This window comes from Seohaeicola saemankumensis (assembly GCF_021021435.1).
Lineage (GTDB): Bacteria > Pseudomonadota > Alphaproteobacteria > Rhodobacterales > Rhodobacteraceae > Seohaeicola.
Genome location: NZ_JAINWI010000014.1, coordinates 202576 through 228762, shown reverse-complemented (window position 1 = coordinate 228762; position 26187 = coordinate 202576). Strand labels below are relative to the sequence as shown.

Genomic DNA, 26187 nt, shown 5'->3' with positions numbered 1-26187 from the left:
CCTCAGTCCGCGTAAACATGCATGTCCACTTCGGACACATCGGGGTAACGGGCGGCCTCGGCATAGGCGACGGCCGCGGCGGCATCCTTCTCAACTTCCGCATTCATCGCCTCGATCTCCTCCTCGGTGGCGATGCCTTGTTCGACCAGCCATGCGCGGAAGCGGATGATCGGATCGCGATTCTCTTTCCACTCTTTCTCTTCGTCCTTGGAGCGGTAATAGGCGCGGTTGATGTCGCCGACATGGTGGCCGTGATAGCGGTAGGTCTCCAGTTCGATAAAGAACGGGCCTTCGCCCTTGCGGCACCGCGCCACCAGTTTCTGGGTCAACTCGTTCACGGCCAGCACATCCTGACCGTCGACCTTGAATGCCTCGATCCCGAAAGCCTCGGCCCGCGCGGTGATGGAGCCTGCGGCGATTTCCGCGGTCTTGGTGTATTCGGAATAGCCGTTATTCTCGCAGGCATAGATCACGGGCAGCTTCCATAGCGCGGCCATGTTCATTACCTCGTACAGCAGTCCCTGCGCCGTGGCCCCGTCGCCAAAGAAACAGACGGTCACATCATCCTGCCCCATCAGCTTGGCGCGCAGGGCCGATCCGGTGGCAATGCCCATCGAGCCGCCGACGATGGCATTGGCCCCCAGATTGCCGTGGCTCTGGTCGGCAATATGCATCGACCCGCCCTTGCCACGGCAATAGCCTTCTTCCTTGCCCAGAAGCTCGCAGAACATCTGTTTGAAGTCGGCCCCTTTGGCCACGCAATGCCCGTGCCCGCGATGGGTCGAGGTGATGCGGTCGTCATCGGTCAGCGCCTCGCAGATCCCCACCGCCACGGCTTCCTCGCCGGAATACATATGCGTGAGGCCGGGCATCTTGGCCGACAGGTAAAGCTGGTTCGCATTATCCTCGAAGGTGCGGATACGGACCATCTGGCGGTACATGCGCAGGTAATCTGCGGAATTGGTCTTTTTGGCGGGGCTCATGGCTTTGTCCTTTGCGGGAAGTGACCCGGCGCAGCTCGCGCCGGGCCCGGTCCTGTCAGTAGCGGTTGGCGATCGGCAGTTCTTCGGCGGGGAAAAGGCTGATCACCTCGCAGCCGGTTTCGGTCACGACCACCTCTTCCTCGATCCTTGCTGCGGAATAGCCGTCGGATGCGGGGCAATAGGTTTCCAGCGCAAAGACCATGCCGGTCTTGATCTCCATCGGGTGGTCCATGCTGATCGCGCGGCTGATGATGGGGCGTTCATGCAGCGCAAGACCCAGACCATGCCCGAATTGCAGACCAAAGGCCTGATCCTCGTTCGCAAAGCCAAGGCTTTCGGCAGTCGGCCAGACGGCGGCGACCTTGTCCGTCGTCACACCCGGTTTGATCATCGCGATCGAGGCGTCGATCCATTCGCGGGCCTTGGTATAGGCATCGGTCTGCGAGGGCGTCGCGCGGCCCACGTTGAAGGTGCGGTAATAGCAGGTCCGGTAGCCCTGATAGCTTTGCAGGATATCGAAGAAGGCCTGATCGCCGGGCCGGATCAGCCGGTCGGTGAAGTTATGCGGATGCGGATTGCAGCGCTCGCCGGAAATGGCGTTGATCGCCTCGACATCGTCCGACCCCATCTCGTAGAGCATCTTGTTGGACAGTGCGACGATATCGTTCTCACGCACGCCCGGCTTCAACTCCTCATAGATCATGTGATAGACGCCATCGACCATGGCGGCGGCCTGCGTCAGAAGCTGGATCTCGTCCCAGTTCTTGATCTCGCGCGCGGCCAGCATGATCTGCTGTCCGTCGACGACATTGATCCCTTCCTCGCGGAGGGCGTGGAACATCGCGGTTTCGGCGTAATCCACACCCACCGGCATATCGCCCATGCCCGCATCGCGGATCAGGCCCGCGATCTGCTTGGCGTATTTCTGCATCAAGCCGAACTCGGGCGGGATCGTGCCGCGCATACCCACCACACCGGCCAGGCAATGATCGGGCTCCAGCCAGTCGGCATGCCGCTTGTGATGCATCGCGGCCGAGCCGAAATCCCAGACATAGGGGCTGTCATCGCCCGTCAGCAGACAGAAACGGCACATCTTGTCCCGCTCCCATTCGCCGATCTTGGTGGCGCTGACATAGCGGATGTTGTTCACATCAAACAGCAGCAGCGTGCCCGCGTTCGAGGCCTGCAACGCCTGCCGCGTCCGTGCCAGCCGGTAGCGGCGCAAGCGGTCGTGATCAATGCGGCGTTCGAAATCCACCGTGGTGTGGCCCCAAGCGGGCAGGCGTTCCCGCCATTCCCAGTTGGGCTCCAGATCCTGCGGGGTCAAAAGGTTCGGCATCAGGGCGCGTGACATGTATATCTCCTCCAGATGCGGGGGGCCGCACCTTTTTCAGTTGTTTTGTCAAGAGTTTAACGGGCTACTGGATGCACCAGCCGCCATCTATGTGGATCATCTGGCCGGTCATGTAGTCGCTGTCGTCACTAGCCAGGAACGATGCGGTGCCCACAATGTCGCGGGGATAGGACACGCGTTTGATCTGCAACGCATCCCGCACGATATCGTCATAAGCTTGACCTTCGCGTTCCTTGAACCCGATCTCGACCAGATCCTTGTCCAACTGCTCCCAGAGCGGGGTGACGACGACACCCGGCGCATAGCCGTTGACGGTGATGTTATGTTCGGCCAGCCCGATGGCTCCGCAATGGGTCAGCGCCAGACAGCCGTATTTCGAGGTACAATAGACGGTCACATCCACCAGCGGTTTGCGCGACGCGATCGAGCCCACATTGATCAGCTTGTAGGGATGCCCCTCCATCGGTCCCTGCGCGATCATCTGGCGGGCGGTTTCCTGCATGCCCAGCCACATCGCCTTGGTGTTGACATTCATGATCATGTCCCAGTTGTCCTCATCTATATCCATGAAGAAACGGGGTTTGTTCAGGCCGGCGTTGAACAGGCCCACATTGATCGACCCGAATGCCTCGACCGTGGCGGCAACTGCGGCGGCATTGTCGGCGCGTTTGGTCACATCCATATGCACGGCAATCGCGCGGCCATTGCCTGCGGCATTGATCCGCGCGGCCACGGCCTTTGCCTCTTCCAGATCCAGATCGCCGATGCAAACATTGGCGCCCTGACTGGCAAAGCTTTCGGCATTTGCCGCACCCATGCCGCGCGCGGCCCCTGTGATCAGGATGTTCTTACCTTTGAGGCGGTTCGGGTCCATGGTGTCCTCCCTAAGTGACCTAATGTCTTAAAATGTCTTCAGCGCGCGCCTGTACCTGCGCCAGTGCCGCGCGCGGCGTGACGATCCCGCGCAACATGTCGTGCAATTCCAGCCCGCAAATGCGGATGATCTCGGAGATCTGCGGAACTGGCGGCCGCGGCCAGAATTGCAGTTCGTCCCGCCACGACATCTGGTCGACCAGTTCGAAGATCGGCGACAGGCGGCGCACCTCGGGATCGGCCCCAACGGAATAGCGTGGTGCGGTGCGGCTGCCATTTTGCGCATAAAGCTTCTGCGCGCCGGGTGAGGTGAAGGCGACCAGCGCCTCGACCGCATCGGCCAGCCGGTCCTCGGCCAGATTGGACGGGACGCACAGCACATAGCCGCCCACTGGCGCGATCGGCGCACCCTGCGGTCCGTGGGGATGCGGCAGATAGCCGGTATTGCCATGGGCGGGGCAGCTTTCGTCCAGTTCGAAATAGGGGGCCAACAGGGTATAGCCATAGGCCATGGCCACCTGTCCCGCGCCATAGGGTCTGATCCGTTCGAACCACGACATCGACAGGATGTCGGGGGGAGAGTATTTCAGCAGTTCCATCAGGTAATCCGCTGCCGCATGGGCGCGGTCGGAATTCAGCATCGGCTGGAAGGTCTGACCGGCCAGACGGTCGGCATCATAGCCGCCCGCGATTTCGGGAATGTCGATGATCGGCTGGCCGAAGGCCGCGCAGGTCATCATGAAAGTATGCCCAAGCGCTGTGCCGCGCGCGGCATTCCATGCCACGCCGTAGCGCCCGCGCCGCGGATTGTGGAAATGCCGTGCCGCGGAGATGACCGCCTCTGTCGTTGTCGGAGGCTCCAGCCCCTCGGCAGCGAACAGATCCTTGCGGTAGAACATCAGTTCGGGCGTTGTCTGGCTTGGCACGCCAAACGGTCTGCCGCCCCAATGTGCAGCCCGCCAACCGGCAGTGTGGAAATCTGCCGGATCAAGACGCGCGACATCCATGATTTCGTCCAGCGGACGGATCACACCCTTGTCAGCGAATTCGCCGACCCAAGGCAGATCGACCGCGATCAGATCATAGCGGCTTTTAGGACGCTCGGCGTTACGCAGCGCTTCTTCATACAGGCGGTCGATGGAAAAGGCGCGCTGGTGGATATCCGTGCCGACCATCTGCTCGAACTGACGCTTTAACCCTTCCATGACCATGAAGGTCGGATCGCCATGCACCAGGATACGCAGACCGCCCGACAGTTTCAGCGGCTGGGGCAGGGCGCTTGGCGGGGCAATCGTGGCCTGTCCCGGCTGATAGGAGCCACCGTAATAGTAATCCGTCGATTCCGAGCTTGTCTCGACCCCGCCAAAGGAAGTGCGGATCAACCTGTCGATCCGGTCGGCCATTTGGTTGAAGCTTTCCAGCAGGGCCTGACTGGGATGCAGCGAATAGGATTTGCCGCTGCGGGTGCGGGGGCGGCGCTCGACCAGTCCGGCGTCCTGTATCTCGGCCAATTTGCGCGTCGCGGTCGCATAGGGAACACCTGCGGCCGATACCATCGCTGACGGCGACACCATCCGGCCATCGGCATGATTGCGCAGCAAATGCAGTATCATGTTCAAATGGGGATTCGGCGTGTTCGGGCCGATGGTGCTGTCCAGTTCGACCGACAGGTCCATCAGGAATTGCACGATGCGCTCCAGCTCAGGGCTGGCAATGATCGCTGGCTGGCTCGCGGACCCTAAGGGCGCGAATTGTCCAAAACGATCATTTCCTATCATGCCGTGTTGCATATTGCCTAACCGGACTGGGGCATTGAGGGGCGCACTCGGGCCACGTACTTTGCCGTTCATTCTGTTCCCTTTCCAAAATGACCAATTTGATATCCGCCAAATATCGCTAAAAAATCCAAAATGGATATCAATAAGTCCATAATGGATAAAAATGGAGCGTTCAGGGTTGGTAAAATCGCGCTGGATAGGGGGACGTTTGCATCGGTGCTGATCACCGGAGGCTGGGAGGTCGCCTGCAAACGTGACACAACAATCGTTGGGAGGATCCAATAATGAACAGATCACTGAAGGTCGCCTTGACCTGCACCACAGCCATGTTTGCAACCGCAGCCGCTGCCGAGACCATGACCATCGGTATCACGCAGAACAACGTGGGTGTTGACAGCTATCAGACGACATACGAGCAAGCGTTCATCGCCGCTGCAGAGGCAAACCCGAACGTCAACGCGGTAGTTCTGGATGCTGGCGGCGACGTAGCCCGCCAGATCGCGCAGATGGAAGACCTGATCCAGCAGGAAGTCGATGCTATCATTATCTGGCCGACAAACGGCGAAGCCGTTATTCCCGCAGTCCGTAAGGCTCATAGCGCCGGAATCCCTGTGATCGTGACCAATTCGAACATCGCGGAGCAGGGTTTCGATTTCGTCGCGTCTTTCTCGGGCCCGGACAACATCACGCAAGGCGCGCGGTCTGCCGAGATCATGTGCGACAAGTTTAAGGATATGGGAATCGAGGACGAGGCCCGCGTGGTGCAAATTTCGGGTCAGCCCGGCTATACCACCGCGATCGAGCGCCAGCAGGGCTTTGACGAGCGTCTGCCCGAAGTCTGCCCGAACGTGACCCTTGTGGAAACGCAGCCCGGCGACTGGAACCGCGAGAAGTCGCAGCAGGTCATGGAAGCATTCCTTGTCAAATATGACGATATTGACGGCGTCTATGCCGGCGATGACAACATGGGCGCAGGTGCGTTGAACGCCGCCAAGGCCGCCGGCCGCGAAGGTATCATCTTTGTTGGCGCAACCAATTTCGCTGTCGGTTATGACGCGATGGCCGCAGGCGATTATTGGGGGTCCATCTACCAGTCGCCCGTCGATGATGCCGAGGCCGCCCTCAAGACCGCAATCGACATCCTGAATGGCGAGGATCTTCCCTTCCTCAACTACTTCGATACGCCTAAGATCACGCAGGACAACATGGACGAGTTTACCAAACCCGTCTTCTGATCTCCTCCTGGAATGCGTGGGGCGGCATTGCCCCGCGCGTTTCACTTCCACACAATTCCAACCTAAACGGAGGAGCAGGATGTCACGTGTTGCGGGACGTTGCTGTATAGTGACAGGCGCTGCCCAGGGGATAGGCCGCGCAATAGGAGAGGCGTTGCTGGACGAGGGCGCGCATGTCTGTTTTGCCGATATCAACGCCGCGAAAGTGGCAAAAGTGGCCGCCGCCAACGCAGCGCGCGGCGCGGCCAGCGGGGGGCAGGTCACCCATGCCGCCGTTGATGTCACCGACCGCGCGCAGGTGCGGGCCATGATCGGACATACTGTTGAAAGCTTCGGCAGGCTGGATGTGATGTTCAACAATGCGGGCGTCAACAAGCCGATGAACTTTCTCGATGTGACCGAAGACAACTGGAATTTTATTATGGGAATCAACGGTCTCGGGTGCATGATCGGCATGCAGGAGGCGGCAGGGCAAATGATCGCCCAAGGTGGCGGCGGCAAGATCATCAACACGGCCAGCGTTGCCAGCCGTCAGGGGTTTGACAACGTGGCCCCCTATTGCGCCAGCAAATGGGCCGTGGTCTCGCTGACCCAGTCGGGCGCGCGGGATCTGGCCAAGCACGATATCACCGTTACAGGCTTCGCGCCCGGCGTCGTCGCCACCGAGATGTGGGAGCAGGTCGATCAGGATCTGATGGGTATCGGCGCCGCCGAGCGGCCCGGTCAGGCGATGGAGGAGTTTTCGGCGCAGATCCTGCGTGGACGTGTTGCAAAGCCTGCCGATATCACCGGCACGACGACATTCCTTGCCTCGCGGGACAGTGACTACATGACCGGGCAGATCATTATGATCGACGGGGGAATGACTCTGGTTTAGCGGCTTCTGCCGACGCCGAGGGGGAGGAAGACATGACAGGAATGACGAAACAGAGGATAGGCAATATCCTGGCAAAACAGGGTATCCTGATTGCCTTTGCGGTTTTTATGATCGGTTTCGCGATCGCCAACCAGCGCTTTATCGCCATCGACAATATCTCGGGTGTGATCCGGTCTTCGGCCATTCTGGGCGTGATGGCGCTGGGTGTGACATTCGTGGTGATCGGTGGAAATTTCGATCTGTCGGTCGGCTCCATGATGTCATTCTCCACCATCGTGGTGCTGGATCTGCATGACAAGCTTGGCCCCGCGCTGGCGATACCGGCGATGTTTGGGCTGACCATGGCGCTGGGGGCCTTTATCGGCTTTCTGGTAGGATATATGAAGCTCAATTCACTGATCGTGACCTTGGGTATGCTGTCGGCAATCCACGGTTTGACCCTGACATGGTCGGGCGGAAAGAACATGGATATCGCTGATAAGGCGGGAACGTGGTTCTCGGTCTTCGGGCAGGGCCGCATTCTGGGGGTGCCGGTGCCCATCCTGATCTTTGCGGGGCTGGCGATTTTTTTCACTGTCGTTCTGATGAAAACGCCCTTCGGACGAAAGGTCTATGCGGTGGGCGGCAACGGGCAGGCCGCGACCTTTTCGGGTATTCCGCGGGCCCGGATCGTGTTCCTGACCTATGTGATCTCGGCTTTTTGCGTGGCGACTGCGGGTCTTCTGCAGGCCAGCCGAAGCCTTGGCAGCCAGAATACGGTCGGGCAGGGGATGGAGTTGCAGGTTCTGGCGGCGGTCATTCTGGGCGGTGCCTCGCTGATGGGCGGGTCCGGTACGATATTCAAAACGGTAATCGGTGTGCTGATCCTCGGATTTATCCAGAATGGACTGCTGCTGATGGGGCTGGCCTTCTATGTCCAGTATGTCGTGACTTGGGGCATCATCATTCTGGCTGTCTGGCTGGACGTCGCAGCGAAGCGGGGCCGCCTGTGGTCCCCCACCGCGTGAAGGAGCGCAGGATATGACAAGCAATCGTTACAGGGATATCCTGAAACACGGGGCGATCTGGGCTTTCATTCTGGTGGAACTGACCTTCTTCTCCATCGCGGGCGAGTATTTGTCCGTTTCGGATAAAGCCTTCATGGATTTCGACAACATGCTTTTGCTGCTCAAGCAATCGGCCCCGATCGGGATCATCGCTCTGGGCATGACGATCATCATGATCAACGGCAATATCGACCTGAGTGTGGGGGCAACCTATGCGCTGTCGGCCATCGTGCTACTGGACAGCATGACGTGGCCAGCGCTGCAGGCCATGGGCGACTGGGCCATTCCGCTTGCATGGGGGCTGGCGCTTCTGACGGGGGCGATTCTGGGGGCGATCAACGGGTTGATCGTCTGGAAAACCGGTGTTGATGCCTTCATCGTCACGCTGGGCTCGATGCTGGGCTATCGCGGTCTGGTCTTCATGATCAATGGCGAACAACCGACAAGCCATCTGAACTGGACTCTGGTGGATTTCGCCGAGGCGCAGTTTCTGGGGCTGCATACAGCGTCTTGGTTTCTGCTGACCGCGGCGCTGGTTTTGTGGTTGATGATGACCAGAACGGTACATGGCCGCAACGCCTATGCCATCGGCAACAACCGCGAGGCGGCGGTGAATGCGGGGATCAGGGTCGGTCCGCATATGATGTGGAACTTTGTTCTGATCGGCTTTCTTGCGGCCCTGTCTGCCGTGGTGTTCTATTCCGAAAGCGGATCGGTCAATCCCAATGACGGGATGCTGTTCGAACTTTGGGCGATCACGGCGGTTGTTCTGGGGGGCACCAAGCTGACCGGGGGCTACGGATCGATCATCTCGACCCTGGGCGGCGTGATTGCGATCCAGTTGCTCCGCAAGGGTCTGGGCCATATCGGGGCCGCGACCGAGACAGTCAATCTGGTGATCGGTCTGATCCTGATTGCGGTGCTGTTGCTGGACCGCCAGTTGAACCTCAAAGGCAAGCAGGAGTTGAAGATATGAGCGAGAGCATCCCCGTTCTGCGTCTTGAAAACATCGTCAAGACCTTCCCCGGTGTGCGGGCGCTGGATGATGTTTCCCTGTCTGTCCTGCCCGGCGAGGTCCATGCCCTGATGGGTGAGAATGGCGCGGGAAAATCCACCTTGATGAAGGTTCTGGGCGGTATCCATGCGCCGGATTCAGGTCGCATCCTGATCGCCGAGGAACCTTCGGTGATGACCTCTCCGCAGCATGCCAAGGCCAGGGGTGTCGTGTTCATCCACCAGGAGTTGAGCCTTGCCGACGAGTTGAGCGTGGCCGAGAATATCTTTCTGGGCGAATTGCCCCTCAAGAGTTTCGGGCGCGTCGACTGGAAGACGCTGTATGACGATACCGATGCGATCCTGAAAACGCTGAATGTCGGGTTCAATGCCCGCACATTGGTGGGCGATCTGTCGATTGCCAACCAGCAGATGGTCGAGATCGGTCGTGCCCTGACGGTCGACCCGCGCGCGGTGATTTTCGACGAGCCGACAGCCTCGCTCACCGATGCGGAAAAGGTCGTGCTGTTCAAAGTGATCGCCGACCTGCAGGCCAAGGGTGTCGGGATCATCTATATCTCGCACCGGATGGAAGAGATTTTCAAGATTACCGATCGGATTACCGTGTTGCGTGATGGCCAGTATCGCGGGACGCTGAACACCGCCGAAACCAACGAGGACGAGGTGACGCAGCTGATGATCGGGCGCAGCCTTGATCTGTCGCGCAATGTCAGCCACCACGAGATGGGCGATGTCGCGCTTGAGGTGCGCGGGCTGACCTGTGGCAAGATGTTCACGGATGTGACCTTTGCGGTGCGCAAGGGCGAGGTATTGGGGTTTTATGGTCTGGTCGGCGCCGGCCGGACCGAGATTGCCGAAACGCTTTTCGGGCTGCGGACACCCTCGGCAGGAAAAATCCTGCTGGAGGGTCAGGAGGTGCAGATCAACTCGCCCATTGATGCGATCCGTCACGGGATTTCGCTTGTGCCTGAGGATCGCAAGAACCAGGGGCTGGTGCTGGGGATGAACTGCCGCGACAACATGACCTTGCCGCAGGTCGGTGATCTGACCGCCGGGCCGTTTGTCAGCGATGGTGCGGAAATTGCGATCTTTGACCAGTACCGCGACAAGCTGGATATCCGCACACCGGGTTGGCGCCAGATTGCCGGAAACCTGTCAGGCGGCAACCAGCAGAAGATCGTGATCGGCAAATGGCTGTCGATGCGCCCGAAGGTGCTGATCGTGGACGAACCTACGCGGGGGATTGATGTCGGCTCGAAATCCGAGATCCACAACCTGATCCGCGAACTGGCGGCGCAGGGATATGCGGTCATCGTCATCAGTTCCGAGATGCCAGAGGTTCTGCATGTGTCGGACCGGATCATCGCGATGTTCTCGGGCCGCGTGATGCGGGAATTCACATCCGAGGAAGTGACCGAGGATACGTTGGTTCAGGCCATTTCCGGTATCAGCGCGGATAAGGTGGCCTGAGGCGCAAGGCGGGCGCTATTCACCGCGCCAGCGCCAGAAGGCCAGCAACATCCAGATGTGCCTCGATATGGTCGGCCAACTGGTCAATCGTGGTCTCGATCAGGGCGCTGTGGTTTTGCGTGCCTGTCGTGATGTTCAGCCCTTGCAGATAGGCCCTGCGGAAATCATCGGCGGCAAACAGGCCGTGCAGATAGCTGCCGGTGATCCTACCATCAGGGCTGGTGGCCCCCTCGGCCCGTCCATCCACATGGGCAAAGGGGCGTGCCGTGTCGGGGCCTTCGCTGCGCCCGATATGGATTTCATAGCCCGCGACATCCAACCCGCTGGCGGCATGGGTGGCCGTGACGCGCGCCAGCCGCTTATCCTGTGTCATGACGGTGCGGATATCCAGCAGACCAAGGCCCTCTGTCTCGCCTGCTGGCCCTTCGATCCCGTCGGGGTCGTTCACGCTATGGCCCAGCATCTGGTAGCCGCCGCAAATACCCAAGACATGCCCGCCGCGCCGGATATGGGCGGCCAGATCAATGTTCCAGCCCTGCGCGCGCAGGAATGCCAGATCGCCGCGTGTCGATTTTGATCCCGGAATGATCACCAGACGCGCATCGCCCGGAATCGGCTGGCCAGCGCGCACCATGACCAGATTGACACCGGATTCGGCCTTGAGCGGATCAAGGTCGTCGAAATTGGCAATACGCGACAGGGTCAGGCAGGCGATGGTCACGCCATCACCGACCGGCCCGGAGGCCAGATCAAGCGCATCCTCGGCTGGCAGAAGATGGGCCTGCGCGAACCACGGCACCACGCCGAAACCGCGCCAGCCGGTGATCTGTTCGATCATCGCATACCCATCGTCGAATAGACGAGGATCGCCGCGAAACTTGTTGATAATAAAACCCTTTACCATCGCGGCATCTGCCGAATCAATCACCGCCTGCGTGCCCACGACTTGCGCGATGACCCCGCCACGGTCGATATCGCCGGTCAGGATCACCGGCACATCGGCGGCGCGGGCAAAGCCCATATTGGCGATATCGCCCGCGCGCAAATTAACCTCGGCGGGGCTGCCCGCACCTTCGACGATCACCAGATCATGGGTGGCGCGCAGGCGCTCGAAACTGTCCAGCACCGAGGCCATGAGCGTGGGTTTCAACGCTGCATAATCACGTGCCCGCGCCGTGGTCAGACGCTTGCCCTGCACGATTACCTGCGCGCCGACCTCGCTTTCGGGTTTCAGTAGCACGGGATTCATATCCGTGACCGGCTCCAGCCCACAGGCCAAAGCCTGCAAGGCCTGCGCGCGCCCGATCTCACCCCCGTCGGCGGTGACAGCGGCGTTGTTGGACATGTTCTGCGGCTTGAAGGGGGCCACCGACAGGCCGCGCCGCATCGCTACACGGCACAGCCCCGCCACCAGCATCGACTTGCCGACATTCGAGCCGCAGCCCTGGATCATGATCGCGGGCATGGGGGTGTCAGAACTCCACGCCGGGCTGGGCCTTGATACCCGAACGGAAGGGATGCTTGATCAGCGTCATCTCGGTCACCAGATCGGCGGCTTCGATCAGCGCCTCCTTCGCGTTGCGCCCTGTCAGGCAAACATGCGTCAAAGGCGGCTTTTCCTCGGCCAGAAAAGTTAGCACTTCGTCGATATCCAGATAATCATAGCGCAGCGCGATATTGATCTCGTCCAGCAACACGAAACGGATTTCCGGGTCGCGGATCAGGGATTTGGCTTTTTCCCATCCGGCCTGTGCCGCAGCGATGTCGCGCGCCTTGTCCTGCGTTTCCCATGTGAAGCCTTCGCCCATCGCGTGGAACTGGCACAGTTCGGCAAAATTCCCCTCGATCAGGCGGCGCTCGCCGGTGTCCCACGCGCCTTTGATAAACTGCACCACAGCGCAGGGCATGCCATGCGCGATAGACCGCAGGATCATCCCGAATCCGGACGAGGATTTGCCCTTACCCGCGCCGGTATGGACGATGATCAGGCCCTTCTCGCCTTCCTTGGCGGCCATCATGCGGTCGCGCGCGGCCTTCTTCTTGGCCATTTTCGACGCATGGCGCGCCAGATCATCTTTTGCTGGCGCGTCCGGATTTTGCGGAGGGGTGTTCGAGATATCTGACATCGGCTTGTCCTTTTTCTTGACACTCCGCCCCCTTCTGTCAAATGAGGGGGGATTGAGCGCTGGTGCCTGTCTTATGGCAGGCCAAAAGGGAATGCGACAGGTTTTGCGACCCTCAGGGGCAAGGAACCGAAGCGCAGCCGCCCCCGCGACCGTGACCGGAAAGGTCTGCCCATGCCACTGGCCGCAAGGTTCGGGAAGGGGGGCGCACCGCCGGGATGATCCGCAAGGATGTCCCGATATCCGCAAGCCGGGAGACCTGCCAGCGCAGATGACTGAAACGCGCGGACGGGGTGTTCCGTGACCTTCGGATAATGGCGTTCTTGCGCCTGACCCGTCGGCCTATGCCTCTGCCGCCGCAACGAGGTGAATTGATGGGCGCTGTCCTTTATGTCTGCATGACCTGCCGCGCGGGTCAGCCCGTGCCCGAGGATGAGGTGCGTCCCGGCACGAGGCTCTATGACGCGCTAATGGCCGAACCGATTCCCGATGGCGTGACGATCAGGCCTGTCGATTGTCTGTCTGCCTGTGACCATGGCTGCAGCGTGGCGCTGGCGCGGTCTGACGGCTGGTCTTACGTCTATGGCCGCATGACGCCGGATGATGCGCCCGAGATCCTGCGCGGTGCGGGGCTTTACGCCCAAACCGAGGACGGGCTTGTGCCATGGCGCGACCGGCCCGTGATTTTCCGCAAGCAAAGCCTTGCCCGTATTCCCAAACTGGAGCCCTGACATGTCCGACCTGACGAAAATACCCGTTACCGTGATCACCGGATTCCTGGGATCGGGCAAGACCACGCTGATCCGGCATCTGATGATGAACCCGCAGGGCAAGCGTCTGGCTATTCTGGTGAACGAGTTCGGCACGGTGGGGGTGGATGGCGATATCCTGAAATCCTGCGCGGATGACAACTGCCCTGTCGAGAATATCGTGGAACTGGCCAACGGGTGCATCTGCTGCACCGTGGCCGACGATTTCATCCCCACGATCGAGGCACTTCTGGCCATGCCCCAGCGACCTGACCATATACTGATTGAAACATCGGGTCTGGCGCTGCCAAAGCCCTTGCTCAAGGCCTTCGACTGGCCTGCGATCCGCTCGAAAATCACAGTGGACGGCGTTGTTGCACTGGCCGACGCCGAGGCTGTTGCGGCAGGCCGTTTTGCCCCCGATGTGGCGGCGGTCGATGCACAGCGTCTGGCGGATGACAGTCTGGATCACGAGACACCCCTGTCCGAGGTGTTCGAGGACCAGATCGCCTGCGCCGATGTGGTGCTGATGTCCAAGGCGGATCTGGCGGGCGAGGCGGGTCTGGCTGCGGCCCGCAAGGTGATCGAGGCGGAAACCCCGCGCAAGCTGCCGATCATCGCCATGACGGACGGAGTGATTGACCCGCGCGTGATCCTTGGTCTGAATGCGGCGGCCGAGGATGATCTGGACGCGCGCCCCAGCCACCATGACGGGCATGACGATCACGAGCACGAGGATTTCGACTCGGTCGTGATTGAACTGGACGAGGTCGCGGATATCGACGAACTGGTCGCCCGTGTGCAGCGCCTTGCCCGCGAGCAGGATATCCTGCGCGTGAAAGGCTATATTGCCGTCGCAGGCAAGCCGATGCGCCTGCTGTTGCAAGCCGTGGGGGAACGCGTGCGCCACCAGTTCGACCGTCCTTGGGGCGACAGCCCGCGCCAGTCGCGTCTTGTGGTGATTGCGGAACATGACAATATCGATCCTGCCGCGATCCATAGTGTTCTGAGGGGCTAAGTCACCGCTATGCACGTCGTCTTCCGCGAATCCCACGGTCTGGAGGAGGCTGAAACCCCGTTCGATCCCGGACAAGATCCGGCCGATCTGGTGGTGATGTCCTTTTCCGACAGCGATCTGGGGGCTTTCGCGGCGGGCTGGCATCGGGCGGCGGGGGCTTTGCCATCCCTGCGCCTGCAAAACATCGTGGCGCTGAAGCACCCTGTTTCGGTTGATACCTATATCGAGAATACGCTGTCGGGAGCCAAGGCAATCCTGATCCGCCTGATCGGGGGCGAGGCCTATTGGCCCTACGGTCTGGCCTCGATTCAGGATCTCGCGCGGCGGCAAGGTATCGCTTTGGCGGTGCTGCCGGCGGACGGGCGGCCCGATCCGGCGCTCGATGCGCTGTCGACGCTGCCGGTCTCGACCCTGCGGCGCCTGACCGAGCTGTGCGAGGCAGGTGGCGCGGTTGCGGCACAGGCGGCTTTGGCGCAGCTCTGTATCGCGGCGGGGCTTTATGCGGGGCCTGTGCCCGGCAACAAACGCGTGCCAGATATGGGTTTCTACGATCCCGAACAGGGCGTGATCGCAGCACCACCCGAGGGGCAGCCCTTTGTGCTGGTCAGCTTCTACCGCTCCTATCTGACAGCGGCGGATACATCGCCGGTGGATGCTTTGATCCGCGCGCTGCGTGATGCAGGTTTCGCGGCTTGCGGGGTGTTCGCGCCCTCGCTCAAGGCGGCCGGATTGTCGGATTGGCTGCGCCCTTGGCTGGATCAGGTGCCGCCTGTGGCGATTGTGAATGCGACGGCGTTTTCGGCGCGGGGCGAGGATGGGACGACACCCTTCGACAGTGCCGATTGTCCGGTGTTCCAGGTGGCGCTTTCCACGGCGCGCCGGCGTGACTGGGCTATGTCCGATCGCGGGCTGTCGCCTGCGGATCTTGCGATGCATGTCGTCTTGCCCGAAGTGGACGGGCGCATGTTCGCCGGGCTTGTATCGTTCAAATCACCCGGCAAGCGCGATCCCGATCTGCAATTCTCGCGCTTCGCGCATCGGGCGGATGCGGCGCGTGTGGCGTCTGTCGTGGGCAAGATCAAGGCGTGGCATGAACTGGCGGTTGCGGCGGCGGACACGCGGAAACTGGCGTTGGTGCTGTCCACCTATCCGGGGCGAGCGCATCAACTGGCGCATGCGGTGGGGATGGATGCGCTGGCCTCGACCGAGGCGCTGCTGGCTGATCTGGCAACTGCTGGTTATGATGTGGCGGCGGGCGACGGGCTGGGCGCCGCATTGATGGAGGCGCGGCTGGACTGGCCGCTGGACGATTATCTGGCCGGGTTGGAGGCTTTGCCGCAAAGCTTGCGCGACGATCTATCAGCGGCATGGGGCGATCCGGCGGATGATCCGGCTTGCAACGGGGCCGTGTTCCGGTTTGCGGCGCTGCAACGGGGCAGCGCGCTGGTGGCACTGCAACCCGAGCGCGGCAGTGTCGTGCAGCGCGATGATGACTATCACGACCTGTCCCGCACACCGCGCCACGGCTATGTGGCGTTTTATCTTTGGCTGCGGGCGCAGGCGCCGCATGCGCTGATCCATATGGGCGCGCATGGCACGCTGGAATGGCTTCCGGGCAAATCCGTGGCCCTGTCCGAGGATTGCTGGCCAGAGGCGCTGATCGGCACTTTGCCGGTGATCTATCCGTTCATCGTGAACGATCCGGGCGAAGCAGCGCAGGCCAAGCGGCGCATCGGCGCGCTGACGCTGGGCCATCTGCCGCCGCCCTTGGTGCAGGCCGAGATTCCAGCGGGCATGCAGCGGCTGGAACGCCTTCTGGACGAGTTTTCCACTGCTGACGGGCTGGACCCTGCGCGGCGTGACCGTCTGATCGGCGATATTCTGGGCGAGGCCCGCGCTTCGGGGGTCGAGGCTGATCTGGCTCTGCCCGCAGATGCTAGCCCTGCCGAGGCGCTGACGCGGCTGGATCGTTTTGTTTGTGATATCAAGGAAAGCCAGTATGGCGACGGGCTGCATGTTCTGGGGCGCGGTGCTTGCGGCGATGCGGAACGGGACGGGCTGCTCCGTGCACTTGCGGGCAAACGCGTGGCGGCAGGGCCGTCAGGATCGCCCGCAAGAGGGCGCTCGGACGTGCTGCCGACAGGGCGTAATCTTTATGCGGTCGATCCGCGCGCCGTGCCCTCGCGCGCCGCCCATGCCCAAGGCGTCAAGCTGGCCGAAGAGGTGTTGCGCAAGCATTTGCAGGATCACGGCGACTGGCCGCGCGGTCTGGTCATCGACCTGTGGGGCAGTGCCACGATGCGCACAGCGGGCGAGGAGTTCGCGATGGCGCTGCATCTGGCGGGACTCGTCCCAGTCTGGGATGCGGGATCGGCGCGGGTGTCGGGGGTCGAGGTCGTGCCGCTGGCGCTACTGGACCGCCCGCGTATCGACGTGACCTTGCGGGTGTCGGGCCTGTTCCGCGATGTGTTCCCCGGTCTGGCGACCTTGTTCGAGACAGGTGCAGCCGCTTTGGCCGAGCGGGACGAGGCGGATGATTTTAACCCCTACCGCGCCAAGGCCGCCCGTGTGTTCGGCCCCAAACCCGGCCAGTACGGTCTGGGCATGGGCGCTGTGATGGATGATTTCACCGACGAGGCGCGCGCGGCTGCGGGCGAGGCATGGCTTGCCGCGTCAAGCTGGGCTATCGGCGCCGACGGGCAATCGCGCGATGACCGTGCAGGGCTTGAGGCGCGGTTGCACGGGGCCGACAGTTTCGTGCATGCGCAGGATCTGCCCGAAAGCGATCTGCTGCTGGCCGGCGATTATGCCGCGCATGAGGCGGGCTTTGCCGCTGCGATGGCGCGGATCGGGGCAGCCGCACCTGCGCTTTACCATCTGGACGCGACCCAACCCGACCGCCCGCGCGCGCGCGGCCTGACCGAAGAGATCGCCCGCGTTGTGCGCGCCCGCGCCAGCAACCCCGCTTGGGCGGACGGGATGATGGCGCATGGTTTCCGCGGTGCCGCCGAAATCACCGCGACACTGGAAAACATGGCGGCTTTCGCGCATCTGGCAGGTGTCGTGCCGCCGCATCTGTTTGACGCCTATCACGAGGCGACGCTTGGCCGCGACGATCTCGTGGACTTCATGCAGGCCGAAAACCCTGCGGCGCTTGCGGCGCTGCGCGATATGTTCCAGCGCCTGCGCGATGCGGGTCTGTGGGTGACGCGGCGCAACTCGATTGCTGCCGCTCTGGAGGCGGGCGCGTGATGGCCAGGGCCTTTGCCGTGATGGGCTGGTGCCCCGGTGCCCTGCGGCCGATGCTGTCGGGTGACGGGTTGGTGGTTCGCGTGCGGCCACGCGGCGGGCGGCTGACAGCGACGCAGGGGGCAGGAATCGCTGCGGCAGCGGCGGCGCATGGCAACGGGCTGATTGATCTGTCATCGCGGGGTAATGTGCAACTGCGCGGTGTGTCTGCGGCAACGCATGGCCCGTTGATCGACGATCTGCGCGCGTTGGACCTGATAGATGCCGACGCACAGGCCGAGGCGCGGCGCAATGTGCTGGTAACACCTTTTGCCGATGCCGCGACAGATGATCTGGCCGCAAGTCTGGGCCAGGCTCTGACCCATGCACCCGACCTTCCGGGGAAGTTCGGCTTTGCGGTCGATAGCGGCACAGCCCCTGTGCTACGGGACATTGCTGCCGATATCCGGCTGGAACGGGCTGCGGATGGCGGCTTGATCCTGCGCTGCGACGGCGCCGATCTGGGTGCGCGGGTGACCGCGCAGGAGGCTCCGGCGCGGGCAGTGGCCTTGGCACAGTGGTTCGTGGATGCAGGCGGCGTGACGGACGGGCGTGGACGCATGGCCGCAATGGTCCGGCGCGGGGTTTTGCCAATGGGCAGCTTGGAAGGAACCGTGCAGCCTGCCCAAGCCATGGCCCCCCCCGCACCGGGATTGGTGCCACAGGGCGCGCTGGTCGGTTTTGCCTTTGGACAGATGCAGGCGGACACGTTGGCCGCCCTTGCGGTTTTCGGCGATCTGCGGGTGTCGCCGTGGCGGATGCTGCTGGTCGAGGGGCTGACCTTGCTGCCTGACATGCCTGATCTGATTGTGACGCCCGATGATCCGTTGCGCCGTGTCGTGGCTTGCACCGGCAAGCCGGGCTGTTTGCAGGCGCAACAACCTGTGCGCGATCTGGCCCGCCGTTTGGCCGTGCAAGTACCACAAGGGCGTTTGCTGCATGTCTCGGGCTGCGCCAAGGGCTGCGCCCATCCGTCGCGGGCTGATGTAACGCTGGTGGGCACCGCGCAGGGCTTTGACCTGATCCAAGGGGGTTGCGCGCAGGATGCGCCTGAGGTCAAAGACCTCAGCGAAACCGCTATCATTGCGAAAGGTCCGTTCTGATGCCGCATCTCTATGAAACCGACGGGGCCGCGATTTATCTGCAATCCTTTGCCACGATCCGCGCCGAGGCTGATCTGGCGCGCTTCACGCCGGAAGAAGAGATCGTAGTCGTGCGGATGATCCATGCCGCTGGCATGGTCGGGCTGGAGGCGCATGTGCGCTTTACCCCCGGTATGGCGATTGCCGCACGCGCCGCACTCGAGGCGGGCGCGCCGATCCTGTGCGACGCGCATATGGTCAGCGAAGGGATCACGCGCACGCGCTTGCCTGCAGCCAATCAGGTCATCTGCACGCTGCGCGATCCCTCCGTGCCAACGCTCGCGGCCAAGATGGGCAATACACGCTCGGCTGCCGCGCTGGAATTGTGGCGGCCGCATCTGGCAGGCGCGGTGGTGGCTATCGGGAACGCGCCGACCGCCCTGTTCCATCTGCTCAACATGCTGGAAGACCCCGATTGCCCGCGCCCTGCGGCGATCATCGGCTGTCCGGTCGGATTTGTCGGCGCGATGGAATCGAAAGAGGCGCTGATGGCGGCGCCGCCGGTGCCGTCGGTTATCGTCGCGGGGCGTCTGGGCGGTTCGGCCATTACGGTGGCCGCTGTCAATGCGCTGGCCAGCCGCAAGGAATGACTATGGACACCATGACGGGCAAAACCGGAGGCCGCATTATTTGTGCAGGGCTTGGCCCCGGCGATCCCGACCTCATGTCGGTACGGGCCGACCGCGCAATTCGCGCGGCGCATCATATCGCCTTTTTTCGCAAAGCCGGACGTCCCGGACAGGCGCGCCGGATCGTCGAGGGGATGCTGGCGGCGGATGCTGTTGAATATCCGATGGAATATCCTGTCACGACAGAACTGCCCTTTGACAACCCCGAATACATCCGTCTTCTGGCCGCTTTCTATGACGACTGGGCGCAGCGCCTGAAAACGCTGGTGACACAGGGGGCCGAAGTGGTGGTGCTCTGCGAGGGTGATCCATTTTTCTATGGCTCATTCATGCATCTTTATACACGGCTGAAAGATCATGTGCCGGTGGATGTGATCCCTGCCATCCCCGGCATGGTCGGCTGCTGGAATGCGACGGGCCAGCCCATCACTTGGGGCGACGATGTGCTGACCGTGCTGATGGGCACGCTGCCCGAGGGTGATCTGGTCCGGCATATGCAGGCGGCAGATGCGCTGGCGATCATGAAGACAGGGCGCAATCTGCCACGGGTGCGCCGCGCGTTGGCGACAGCCGGACGGCTTGCGGATGCATGGCTGATCGAGCGGGGCACGATGACGAACCAGCGGATTGCGCGTCTGGCCGAGGTGGATGACGCCGATTGCCCCTATTTCGCGATCGTGCTGGTCCACGGACAAGGGCGGCGGCCCGAGATTGGCGCGCCGGAATGACGGGCTGGGTCACAGTTGCGGGTCTTGGACCGGGTTCTGACGTATTGGTCACGCCCGAGGTGACAGCGGCGCTGGCCGCGGCGACGGATATCGTCGGCTATATTCCCTATGTCGCACGGGTGGCCCCGCGCGACGGGCTGACGCTGCATCCGTCCGACAACCGTGTAGAGCTTGACCGCGCGGGGCTGGCGCTGCGGCTGGCGGCCGAGGGGCGGCGGGTGGTGATAGTCTCTTCCGGTGATCCGGGTGTCTTTGCTATGGCCTCTGCCTTGTTCGAGGCTTTGGAGGGCAGGCCGGACTATCACGCAACAGATATCCGTATCATGCCCGGCATTACCGCGATGCTGGCGGCTGCGGCGCGGGCGGGTGCACCCTTGGGCCATGATTTCTGCGCGATCAATCTGAGCGACAACCTCAAACCCTTTGCCGAGGTCGAGCGGCGATTGCGTCACGCGGCGCAAGGCGGCTTTGCGATGGCGTTTTATAACCCGCGTTCGAAGTCGCGCCCGCACCAGTTTAACCGCGTGCTGGAGATTCTGCGCGAGGAATGCGAACCGGCGCGGCTGATCCTGTTTGCCCGTGCGGTGAGCACGGCGGACGAGGATTTGAACACCGTGACACTGGCCGAGGCCACGCCGGAGATGGCGGATATGCGGACCGTTGTGATCGTGGGCAATGCGGCCACGCGGCAGGTCGGGCGCTGGCTTTATACGCCGCGCTCCGTGTCCGATCCGGTGCCGGAATGATCAAGCCACGCCAGAACCTCGTCCACGCTGCCCGCCAGTTGGCGCGGGGGCAAGGCGGGCCGGTCGATCATGATGACCGGCAGATGAAGCGCGCGCGCAGCACCCAGCTTGGCCGCAGCGCCCGCGCCGCCGGCATTCTTGGCGACGATATGGGTGATCGCATGATCCCGCATCACGGCTGTATCGCCCGCCACATCAAAGGGACCGCGCGCGATGATCGTGCTGGCCTGTGGCAGCGGCACGGGTCCGGCATCGACAAGGCGCAACAGGTAGTGATGCTGTGGCCTGCGGGCGAAAGCGGCAAGGTTCTGTTTGCCGATAGCCAGAAACACGCGGGCGGGTTGGTCGGGCAGGGCATCCACTGCCGCTGCGATATCGGGCACGCAAGTCCAGTTATCACCGCTTTGCGCCTGCCATGCCGGACGCTCCAGTGCGATCAGTGCGGTGTGGGTCAGGCCGCAGGCCTGCACGGTGTTGCCGCTCATTTCTGCGGCGAAAGGGTGGGTGGCGTCGACGACATGGGTGATGGATTGGTCACGCAGATAGTGCGTCAGGCCCTCGACCCCGCCAAAGCCGCCGATCCGCGTGGGCAGGGGCTGCGACAGGGGCGCATCGGTGCGCCCCGCATAGGAAAATACCGCATCCGCGCCGGTGTCAGCCAGACGTTGCGCCAGGGCGCTGGCCTCGGTCGTGCCGCCAAGCAAAAGGATGCGTGTCATGTCTGAGCCCTGGTTGTCGATCATCGGTCTGGGCGAGGATGGACTAGCGGGGGTGTCAGGTGCAAGCCGTGCCGCGCTGGAGCATGCGGAAATCGTCTTTGGCGGGCCACGACATCTGGAACTGGCGCAGGTCGGGGCCAAGGGGAAAGCATGGAAGGTGCCTTTCGATCTGGCACCTTTGCTGGCTTTGCGCGGGCGCGCAGTCGCCATGCTGGTATCGGGCGATCCGTTCTGGTTCGGCGCGGGCGGCTCGGTTGCGGCGCATCTGTCCCCTGACGAATGGCGCAGCTTTCCGGTGGCGGGGACATTCTCGCTGGTGGCGGGGCGGTTGGGTTGGCGGCTTGAGGATGTGATCTGTCTTGGTCTGCATGCCGCACCCTTGACACGGCTGCGGCCTGTGCTGGCGCGCGATGTGCGGGTGATCTGCACCCTGCGCGACGCGTCAGCGGTGGCCGAGTTGCACAACTGGCTGCGCGACAACGGCCTTGCGGCAACACGGATGACAATTTGCGAGGCTTTGGGCGGCCCGCGCGAGCGGATACGCGAAGGTTCAAAGTGGGATGATATCACGGTCCCCGTCGCCGTGGCGCTGGACGGGGCCGATCTGCCGCGCGACGCAGGCCTGCCGCGCGCATCGGGTTTACCGGATGATCTTTTCGCGCATGACGGGCAGATCACCAAACGGCCCGTGCGGGCGCTAACCCTGTCTGCGTTGGCCCCGCGTCCCGGATTGGTGCTTTGGGATATCGGTGGCGGATCGGGCTCGGTCTCGGTCGAATGGTGTCTGGCGGGGGGGCGGGCCTGCACGATCGAGGCCAAGCCCGCGCGGGTTGCCAATATCCGCGCCAATGCGGATGCGTTCGGTGTGGCGCAGCGGATGCAGGTGGTCGAAGGCCGTGCGCCCGAATCCCTGCGCGACCTGCCTGCACCGGATGCGGTTTTCGTGGGCGGCGGTGGCGATGCGGCGCTTTATGAAGCGCTCTGGCCGCTTCTGCCGGAGGGATCCCGTCTTGTCGCCAACGGGGTCACGCTTGAGACCGAGGCGCAACTGGCCGCTTGCCATGCGCGATACGGCGGGCATCTGTTGCGTGCCGATCTGGCCGAAGCGACTGCCTTGGGCGGGTTTCGCGGCTGGACTGCCGCGCGTCCCGTGGTGCAATGGAGTGTGGTAAAGTGAAAGTTGCGGGTCTTGGGTTTCGTGAAGGTGCCACGATAGAAAGCCTGCGTGACCTGCTGGCGCAGATCGAGGGTCAAAGCGGGCCGGTTGCGGTGCTTGCGACATTGCCTGCCAAGGCCTGCGCCCCTGCATTGCGGGCGCTGGCGGCGGAACGCGGCTTGCCTGTGCAGGCTGTTACGGTGCATGGGGTGGCGACGCCCACGCAATCGGCGCGGATCATGGCGCTGCATGGGACGGGGTCGGTGGCAGAAGCGGCGGCGCTGGCCGGGGCGGGAACCGGCGCGCGTCTTGTAGTGGCGCGGGTGGCATCAGCGGATGGTATGGCGACTTGCGCTGTGGCAATTGGTGAAGGAGAGGCAGAATGACGGTTCATTTCATCGGCGCAGGCCCCGGCGCACCGGATCTGATTACCCTGCGCGGGCGCGATCTGATCGCGGCCTGTCCCGTCTGCCTTTACGCGGGCAGTCTGGTGCCTGACGCGCTGCTGTCGCATTGTCCGGACGGTGCACGGGTGGTGAACACAGCCTCGATGTCACTGGACGAGATCATGGACGAGATCGCGGCCGCCGACACAGCGGGCCATGATGTGGCGCGATTGCACTCGGGTGATCTGTCGGTCTGGTCCGCGATGGGCGAACAGTTGCGGCGCCTGCGCGCGCTGGGAATTGCCTATGACGTGACGCCGGGTGTGCCATCCTTTGCGGCAGCAGCGGCGGTGCTGGGCGCAGAGCTGACTCTGCCCGGCGTGGCGCAATCGGTGATCCTGACGCGCACATCGGGCCGGGCCACAGCGATGCCGGAGGGCGAGAGCCTCGAGAATTTTGCCCGCACGGGTGCGACACTGGCCCTGCACCTGTCGGTGCATCTGCTGGAGGAAGTGACCGCGCGGTTAAGCCCCTATTACGGCGCGGATTGCCCCGTTGCCGTGGTGTTCCGCGCAAGCTGGCCCGACCAGCGGGTGATCCGCGCGACACTGGCCACGCTGGACCCTGCCATCGGTGTGGGCGAGCGGACAGCGCTGATTCTTGTCGGCCATGCTATCGGGTCCGAGGATTTTGACGAGAGCCGGCTCTATGCTGGCGATTACGATCGCCGCTATCGCCCTGTCGGCACCAATCCGCGTTTTCCGGATAGCGTATGATCCCCCCCGGCATCCTCATTTCCGCGCCCGCCTCGGGCACCGGCAAGACGACGGTGACGCTGGGTCTGCTGGCCGCCTTTCGCGCGCAGGGGCTGATTGTGCAACCCTTCAAAAGCGGGCCGGATTACATTGATCCAGCGTTTCATGCGGCAGCGGCGGGGCGGGTATCGGTCAATCTGGATAGCTGGGCCATGAGTGCTGCGCGTCTGCAAAATCTTGCCTTGCAAGCGCACGGCGCCGATCTGGTCATCGCGGAAGGCTCTATGGGGCTGTTCGACGGGGTTGCGCAAGCCGGGGAAGCGGGCAATGGTGCCAGCGCCGATGTGGCGGCGATGATGGGCTGGCCGGTGATTGTGGTTCTGGATGTGTCCGGTCAGGCGCAGACAGCGGCGGCGGTTGCCTATGGCATGGCACAGTTCCGCAAGGGGCTGAACGTGGCGGGCGTGATCCTGAACAAGGTTGCATCGCCGCGTCATGAAGCGCTGATCCGCGTCGGCATGGAAGCGGCGGGCCTGACGGTGCTGGGTGCGCTGCCGCGCAAGGCCGAGATTACCCTTCCCGAGCGGCATCTTGGGCTTGTTCAGGCCGAGGAATTGCCACGGCTAGAGGCTATTCTGACCGAGGCGGCGGCTTTCGTGACCGCGCATTGCGATCTTGAGGCGATACGCGCGGTTGCCTCCATGACCGAAGGTCAAGCGGGGCAGGTCACAGCAACACCCGCACCGGGTGAACGAATCGCACTGGCGCGGGACCAAGCGTTTTCCTTTATCTATCCGCATCTTTTGGCCGACTGGCGCGCACAGGGGGCGACGATTCTGCCATTCTCGCCGCTGGCGGATGAAGCGCCCGACCCATCGGCCACCGTCTGCTGGCTGCCGGGAGGTTATCCCGAATTGCATGCGGGGCAACTGTCTGCTCGCGCGGGGTTCCGCGAAGGGCTGGCCGCCTTCGCGCAGACGCGGCCGGTGCACGGGGAATGCGGGGGCTACATGGCGCTGGGGCAGGGGCTGATCGCTGCCGATGGCACGCATCACCGCATGGCGGGGCTTCTGGGGCTGGAAACCAGTTTCGCCAAGCGGCGTATGCATCTGGGCTACCGTCTGGCGCGGCCCCATCGCCCGTTGCCGGGGATGGAACAGGCGCGCGGCTTGCGCGGGCATGAATTCCACTATGCCACGATCCTGTCACAGCCTGACACCCCCTTGGCCCATGTGACCGATGCGAACGGGCAAGAGGTTGCCGAAACAGGGTCTTACCGCGATGGCGCGGATGGCGGGTGCATCAGCGGCACGTTTTTTCACCTGATTGCGGAATCAAGCCTTTTGGATGGGCCCCAAGCATGACCGGCTTTGTCTCTTTCGTCTCCTCTGGTCCGGGCGATCCGGAGCTTTTGACCCTCAAGGCGGTAAACCGTCTGGGCGGGGCCGATATCATTCTGTTCGATGACCTGTCCTCGGGGCCGATCCTGACCCATGCGGGCCCGCAATCCGATCTGATCGCGGTCGGCAAACGGGCAGGCCGGCCGTCGCCCAAGCAGGACCATGTCAGTCGCCTGCTGGTGGATCACGCCATGACAGGCGCAAAGGTGGTGCGGTTGAAATCGGGCGACAGCGGTATATTCGGACGGCTCGAGGAAGAGATCGCCGCCCTGATCGCTGCAGGCATCCCCTACGAGATCATTCCTGGCGTGCCCTCGGCCTGTGCAGCGGCAGCAGCGGCCGGTATCCCCTTGACGCGGCGTCTGACCGCGCGGCGGGTGCAGTTCATCACCGGCGCAGATGTGACCGGTCAACTTCCCGAAGGGTTGAACTGGGCGGCACTGGCCGATCCGCTGGCGACAACCGTGGTTTTCATGGGCAAACGGACCTTTCCGGCGCTGGTCGCCGATCTGGTGGTCCATGGTCTGCCCGCATCGACGCCTGCACTGCTGGCCGAAGCGGTCGGTCATCCGCATCAACGCCTGCAGCGAAGCACGATTGCGGATCTGGCCGCGAGCCTTGCAGAAGCGCGCAGCGATCATCCCGCACTGATCCTTTACGGCCCGCTCGCCGAATTCTGACCGCAGGGTATTTTCCGGCGTCGATGTGTCGCAAGCAG

24 protein-coding genes and 1 riboswitch are annotated in these 26187 nt (G+C 62.8%); of the genes, 17 read left to right on the top strand and 7 right to left on the bottom strand.

What is annotated here, in order from left to right:
- Positions 1 to 2 precede the first annotated feature (2 nt).
- The 4 genes from K7H22_RS13515 to K7H22_RS13500 form a co-directional block, all read right to left on the bottom strand.
- Positions 3 to 983: a thiamine pyrophosphate-dependent dehydrogenase E1 component subunit alpha gene (locus tag K7H22_RS13515; RefSeq protein ID WP_230801386.1), complete on the bottom strand. Its 981-nt coding sequence runs from the start codon at positions 981 to 983 to the stop codon at positions 3 to 5.
- Between the two features lie 55 nt (positions 984 to 1038).
- Positions 1039 to 2337, bottom strand: a complete 1299-nt coding sequence (locus K7H22_RS13510) for a M24 family metallopeptidase (protein WP_230801385.1) — start codon at positions 2335 to 2337, stop codon at positions 1039 to 1041.
- A gap of 64 nt (positions 2338 to 2401) precedes the next feature.
- Positions 2402 to 3211 (bottom strand): SDR family NAD(P)-dependent oxidoreductase, encoded by an 810-nt coding sequence (locus tag K7H22_RS13505; RefSeq protein ID WP_230801384.1) that lies wholly within the window; start codon positions 3209 to 3211, stop codon positions 2402 to 2404.
- 19 nt (positions 3212 to 3230) lie between these two features.
- Positions 3231 to 4988: an extracellular solute-binding protein gene (locus tag K7H22_RS13500; RefSeq protein ID WP_230801383.1), complete on the bottom strand. Its 1758-nt coding sequence runs from the start codon at positions 4986 to 4988 to the stop codon at positions 3231 to 3233.
- Between the two features lie 284 nt (positions 4989 to 5272).
- Here K7H22_RS13500 and K7H22_RS13495 point away from each other — a divergent pair, with 284 nt between their 5' ends.
- The 5 genes from K7H22_RS13495 (at position 5273) to K7H22_RS13475 (ending at position 10630) form a co-directional block, all read left to right on the top strand.
- Positions 5273 to 6223, top strand: coding sequence for a sugar ABC transporter substrate-binding protein (locus tag K7H22_RS13495; RefSeq protein WP_230801382.1), 951 nt, complete (start codon positions 5273 to 5275; stop codon positions 6221 to 6223).
- Between the two features lie 79 nt (positions 6224 to 6302).
- Positions 6303 to 7100 (top strand): SDR family oxidoreductase, encoded by a 798-nt coding sequence (locus tag K7H22_RS13490; protein ID WP_230801381.1) that lies wholly within the window; start codon positions 6303 to 6305, stop codon positions 7098 to 7100.
- Between the two features lie 32 nt (positions 7101 to 7132).
- Positions 7133 to 8107 (top strand): ABC transporter permease, encoded by a 975-nt coding sequence (locus tag K7H22_RS13485; protein ID WP_230801380.1) that lies wholly within the window; start codon positions 7133 to 7135, stop codon positions 8105 to 8107.
- Between the two features lie 13 nt (positions 8108 to 8120).
- On the top strand, positions 8121 to 9122 hold the full coding sequence (locus K7H22_RS13480; protein ID WP_230801379.1) for an ABC transporter permease: 1002 nt from the start codon (positions 8121 to 8123) through the stop codon (positions 9120 to 9122).
- Entirely contained in the window at positions 9119 to 10630 is a 1512-nt protein-coding gene (locus K7H22_RS13475; RefSeq protein ID WP_230801378.1) for a sugar ABC transporter ATP-binding protein, read from the top strand. Before K7H22_RS13480 ends, K7H22_RS13475 begins: the two co-directional genes overlap by 4 nt.
- 19 nt (positions 10631 to 10649) lie before the next feature.
- Here K7H22_RS13475 and K7H22_RS13470 read toward each other — a convergent pair whose 3' ends face one another.
- Together K7H22_RS13470 and cobO are read right to left on the bottom strand one after the other, a co-directional pair.
- On the bottom strand, positions 10650 to 12095 hold the full coding sequence (locus K7H22_RS13470) for a cobyric acid synthase (RefSeq protein ID WP_230801377.1): 1446 nt from the start codon (positions 12093 to 12095) through the stop codon (positions 10650 to 10652).
- 7 nt (positions 12096 to 12102) lie between these two features.
- On the bottom strand, positions 12103 to 12756 hold the full coding sequence (gene cobO / locus K7H22_RS13465; protein WP_269063120.1) for a cob(I)yrinic acid a,c-diamide adenosyltransferase: 654 nt from the start codon (positions 12754 to 12756) through the stop codon (positions 12103 to 12105).
- A gap of 43 nt (positions 12757 to 12799) precedes the next feature.
- A riboswitch (cobalamin riboswitch) is annotated at positions 12800 to 13035 on the top strand.
- A gap of 92 nt (positions 13036 to 13127) precedes the next feature.
- Between cobO and K7H22_RS13460 the strand changes: the two genes are divergently transcribed.
- From K7H22_RS13460 to cobJ, 7 genes are read left to right on the top strand one after another with little or no spacing between them, the layout of a single operon-like run.
- Entirely contained in the window at positions 13128 to 13484 is a 357-nt protein-coding gene (locus tag K7H22_RS13460; RefSeq protein ID WP_230801376.1) for a DUF1636 family protein, read from the top strand.
- A gap of 1 nt (position 13485) precedes the next feature.
- Positions 13486 to 14520 carry a cobalamin biosynthesis protein CobW gene (cobW, locus tag K7H22_RS13455; protein ID WP_230801375.1) on the top strand — a complete coding sequence of 345 codons (1035 nt, stop codon included), beginning with the start codon at positions 13486 to 13488 and terminating at the stop codon, positions 14518 to 14520.
- 9 nt (positions 14521 to 14529) lie between these two features.
- Entirely contained in the window at positions 14530 to 17772 is a 3243-nt protein-coding gene (cobN, locus tag K7H22_RS13450) for a cobaltochelatase subunit CobN (protein WP_230801374.1), read from the top strand.
- The gene (cobG, locus tag K7H22_RS13445; protein WP_230801373.1) at positions 17772 to 18911 is read left to right on the top strand and encodes a precorrin-3B synthase; all 1140 of its coding nucleotides are present in this window, start codon (positions 17772 to 17774) and stop codon (positions 18909 to 18911) included. Before cobN ends, cobG begins: the two co-directional genes overlap by 1 nt.
- On the top strand, positions 18911 to 19540 hold the full coding sequence (locus tag K7H22_RS13440; protein ID WP_230801372.1) for a precorrin-8X methylmutase: 630 nt from the start codon (positions 18911 to 18913) through the stop codon (positions 19538 to 19540). Before cobG ends, K7H22_RS13440 begins: the two co-directional genes overlap by 1 nt.
- A gap of 2 nt (positions 19541 to 19542) precedes the next feature.
- The gene (locus K7H22_RS13435) at positions 19543 to 20307 is read left to right on the top strand and encodes a precorrin-2 C(20)-methyltransferase (RefSeq protein ID WP_419248184.1); all 765 of its coding nucleotides are present in this window, start codon (positions 19543 to 19545) and stop codon (positions 20305 to 20307) included.
- The gene (cobJ, locus tag K7H22_RS13430) at positions 20304 to 21053 is read left to right on the top strand and encodes a precorrin-3B C(17)-methyltransferase (protein ID WP_230801371.1); all 750 of its coding nucleotides are present in this window, start codon (positions 20304 to 20306) and stop codon (positions 21051 to 21053) included. The genes K7H22_RS13435 and cobJ overlap by 4 nt, the downstream gene beginning before the upstream one ends.
- Here cobJ and K7H22_RS13425 read toward each other — a convergent pair.
- The gene (locus K7H22_RS13425) at positions 21014 to 21772 is read right to left on the bottom strand and encodes a cobalt-precorrin-6A reductase (RefSeq protein ID WP_230801370.1); all 759 of its coding nucleotides are present in this window, start codon (positions 21770 to 21772) and stop codon (positions 21014 to 21016) included. The two genes, cobJ and K7H22_RS13425, sit on opposite strands and share 40 nt — an antisense overlap.
- On the opposite strand from K7H22_RS13425, the gene cbiE reads away from it, so the two are divergent.
- The 5 genes from cbiE to cobA are packed head-to-tail and all read left to right on the top strand — an operon-like array spanning position 21771 to position 26149.
- Entirely contained in the window at positions 21771 to 22949 is a 1179-nt protein-coding gene (gene cbiE / locus K7H22_RS13420; RefSeq protein ID WP_230801369.1) for a precorrin-6y C5,15-methyltransferase (decarboxylating) subunit CbiE, read from the top strand. The two genes, K7H22_RS13425 and cbiE, sit on opposite strands and share 2 nt — an antisense overlap.
- Positions 22946 to 23314 (top strand): cobalamin biosynthesis protein, encoded by a 369-nt coding sequence (locus K7H22_RS13415; RefSeq protein ID WP_230801368.1) that lies wholly within the window; start codon positions 22946 to 22948, stop codon positions 23312 to 23314. The genes cbiE and K7H22_RS13415 overlap by 4 nt, the downstream gene beginning before the upstream one ends.
- Positions 23311 to 24090: a precorrin-4 C(11)-methyltransferase gene (gene cobM / locus K7H22_RS13410; protein WP_230801367.1), complete on the top strand. Its 780-nt coding sequence runs from the start codon at positions 23311 to 23313 to the stop codon at positions 24088 to 24090. Before K7H22_RS13415 ends, cobM begins: the two co-directional genes overlap by 4 nt.
- Complete coding sequence (locus tag K7H22_RS13405; protein WP_230801366.1) at positions 24087 to 25433, top strand: cobyrinate a,c-diamide synthase; 1347 nt, start codon at positions 24087 to 24089, stop codon at positions 25431 to 25433. The genes cobM and K7H22_RS13405 overlap by 4 nt, the downstream gene beginning before the upstream one ends.
- Positions 25430 to 26149, top strand: a complete 720-nt coding sequence (gene cobA / locus K7H22_RS13400) for a uroporphyrinogen-III C-methyltransferase (RefSeq protein WP_230801365.1) — start codon at positions 25430 to 25432, stop codon at positions 26147 to 26149. The genes K7H22_RS13405 and cobA overlap by 4 nt, the downstream gene beginning before the upstream one ends.
- Positions 26150 to 26187: the final 38 nt, after the last annotated feature.

Excerpts from the sequence above, each read along its gene's own strand:
- K7H22_RS13515 (WP_230801386.1), bottom strand. The coding sequence starts at position 983 with ATGAGCCCCGCCAAAAAGACCAATTCCGCAGATTACCTGCGCATGTAC.
- K7H22_RS13510 (WP_230801385.1), bottom strand. The coding sequence starts at position 2,337 with ATGTCACGCGCCCTGATGCCGAACCTTTTGACCCCGCAGGATCTGGAG.
- K7H22_RS13505 (WP_230801384.1), bottom strand. The coding sequence starts at position 3,211 with ATGGACCCGAACCGCCTCAAAGGTAAGAACATCCTGATCACAGGGGCC.
- K7H22_RS13500 (WP_230801383.1), bottom strand. The coding sequence starts at position 4,988 with ATGATAGGAAATGATCGTTTTGGACAATTCGCGCCCTTAGGGTCCGCG.
- K7H22_RS13495 (WP_230801382.1), top strand. The coding sequence starts at position 5,273 with ATGAACAGATCACTGAAGGTCGCCTTGACCTGCACCACAGCCATGTTT.
- K7H22_RS13490 (WP_230801381.1), top strand. The coding sequence starts at position 6,303 with ATGTCACGTGTTGCGGGACGTTGCTGTATAGTGACAGGCGCTGCCCAG.
- K7H22_RS13485 (WP_230801380.1), top strand. The coding sequence starts at position 7,133 with ATGACAGGAATGACGAAACAGAGGATAGGCAATATCCTGGCAAAACAG.
- K7H22_RS13480 (WP_230801379.1), top strand. The coding sequence starts at position 8,121 with ATGACAAGCAATCGTTACAGGGATATCCTGAAACACGGGGCGATCTGG.
- K7H22_RS13475 (WP_230801378.1), top strand. The coding sequence starts at position 9,119 with ATGAGCGAGAGCATCCCCGTTCTGCGTCTTGAAAACATCGTCAAGACC.
- K7H22_RS13470 (WP_230801377.1), bottom strand. The coding sequence starts at position 12,095 with ATGCCCGCGATCATGATCCAGGGCTGCGGCTCGAATGTCGGCAAGTCG.
- cobO (WP_269063120.1), bottom strand. The coding sequence starts at position 12,756 with ATGTCAGATATCTCGAACACCCCTCCGCAAAATCCGGACGCGCCAGCA.
- K7H22_RS13460 (WP_230801376.1), top strand. The coding sequence starts at position 13,128 with ATGGGCGCTGTCCTTTATGTCTGCATGACCTGCCGCGCGGGTCAGCCC.
- cobW (WP_230801375.1), top strand. The coding sequence starts at position 13,486 with ATGTCCGACCTGACGAAAATACCCGTTACCGTGATCACCGGATTCCTG.
- cobN (WP_230801374.1), top strand. The coding sequence starts at position 14,530 with ATGCACGTCGTCTTCCGCGAATCCCACGGTCTGGAGGAGGCTGAAACC.
- cobG (WP_230801373.1), top strand. The coding sequence starts at position 17,772 with ATGGCCAGGGCCTTTGCCGTGATGGGCTGGTGCCCCGGTGCCCTGCGG.
- K7H22_RS13440 (WP_230801372.1), top strand. The coding sequence starts at position 18,911 with ATGCCGCATCTCTATGAAACCGACGGGGCCGCGATTTATCTGCAATCC.
- K7H22_RS13435 (WP_419248184.1), top strand. The coding sequence starts at position 19,543 with ATGGACACCATGACGGGCAAAACCGGAGGCCGCATTATTTGTGCAGGG.
- cobJ (WP_230801371.1), top strand. The coding sequence starts at position 20,304 with ATGACGGGCTGGGTCACAGTTGCGGGTCTTGGACCGGGTTCTGACGTA.
- cbiE (WP_230801369.1), top strand. The coding sequence starts at position 21,771 with ATGTCTGAGCCCTGGTTGTCGATCATCGGTCTGGGCGAGGATGGACTA.
- K7H22_RS13425 (WP_230801370.1), bottom strand. The coding sequence starts at position 21,772 with ATGACACGCATCCTTTTGCTTGGCGGCACGACCGAGGCCAGCGCCCTG.
- cobM (WP_230801367.1), top strand. The coding sequence starts at position 23,311 with ATGACGGTTCATTTCATCGGCGCAGGCCCCGGCGCACCGGATCTGATT.
- K7H22_RS13405 (WP_230801366.1), top strand. The coding sequence starts at position 24,087 with ATGATCCCCCCCGGCATCCTCATTTCCGCGCCCGCCTCGGGCACCGGC.
- cobA (WP_230801365.1), top strand. The coding sequence starts at position 25,430 with ATGACCGGCTTTGTCTCTTTCGTCTCCTCTGGTCCGGGCGATCCGGAG.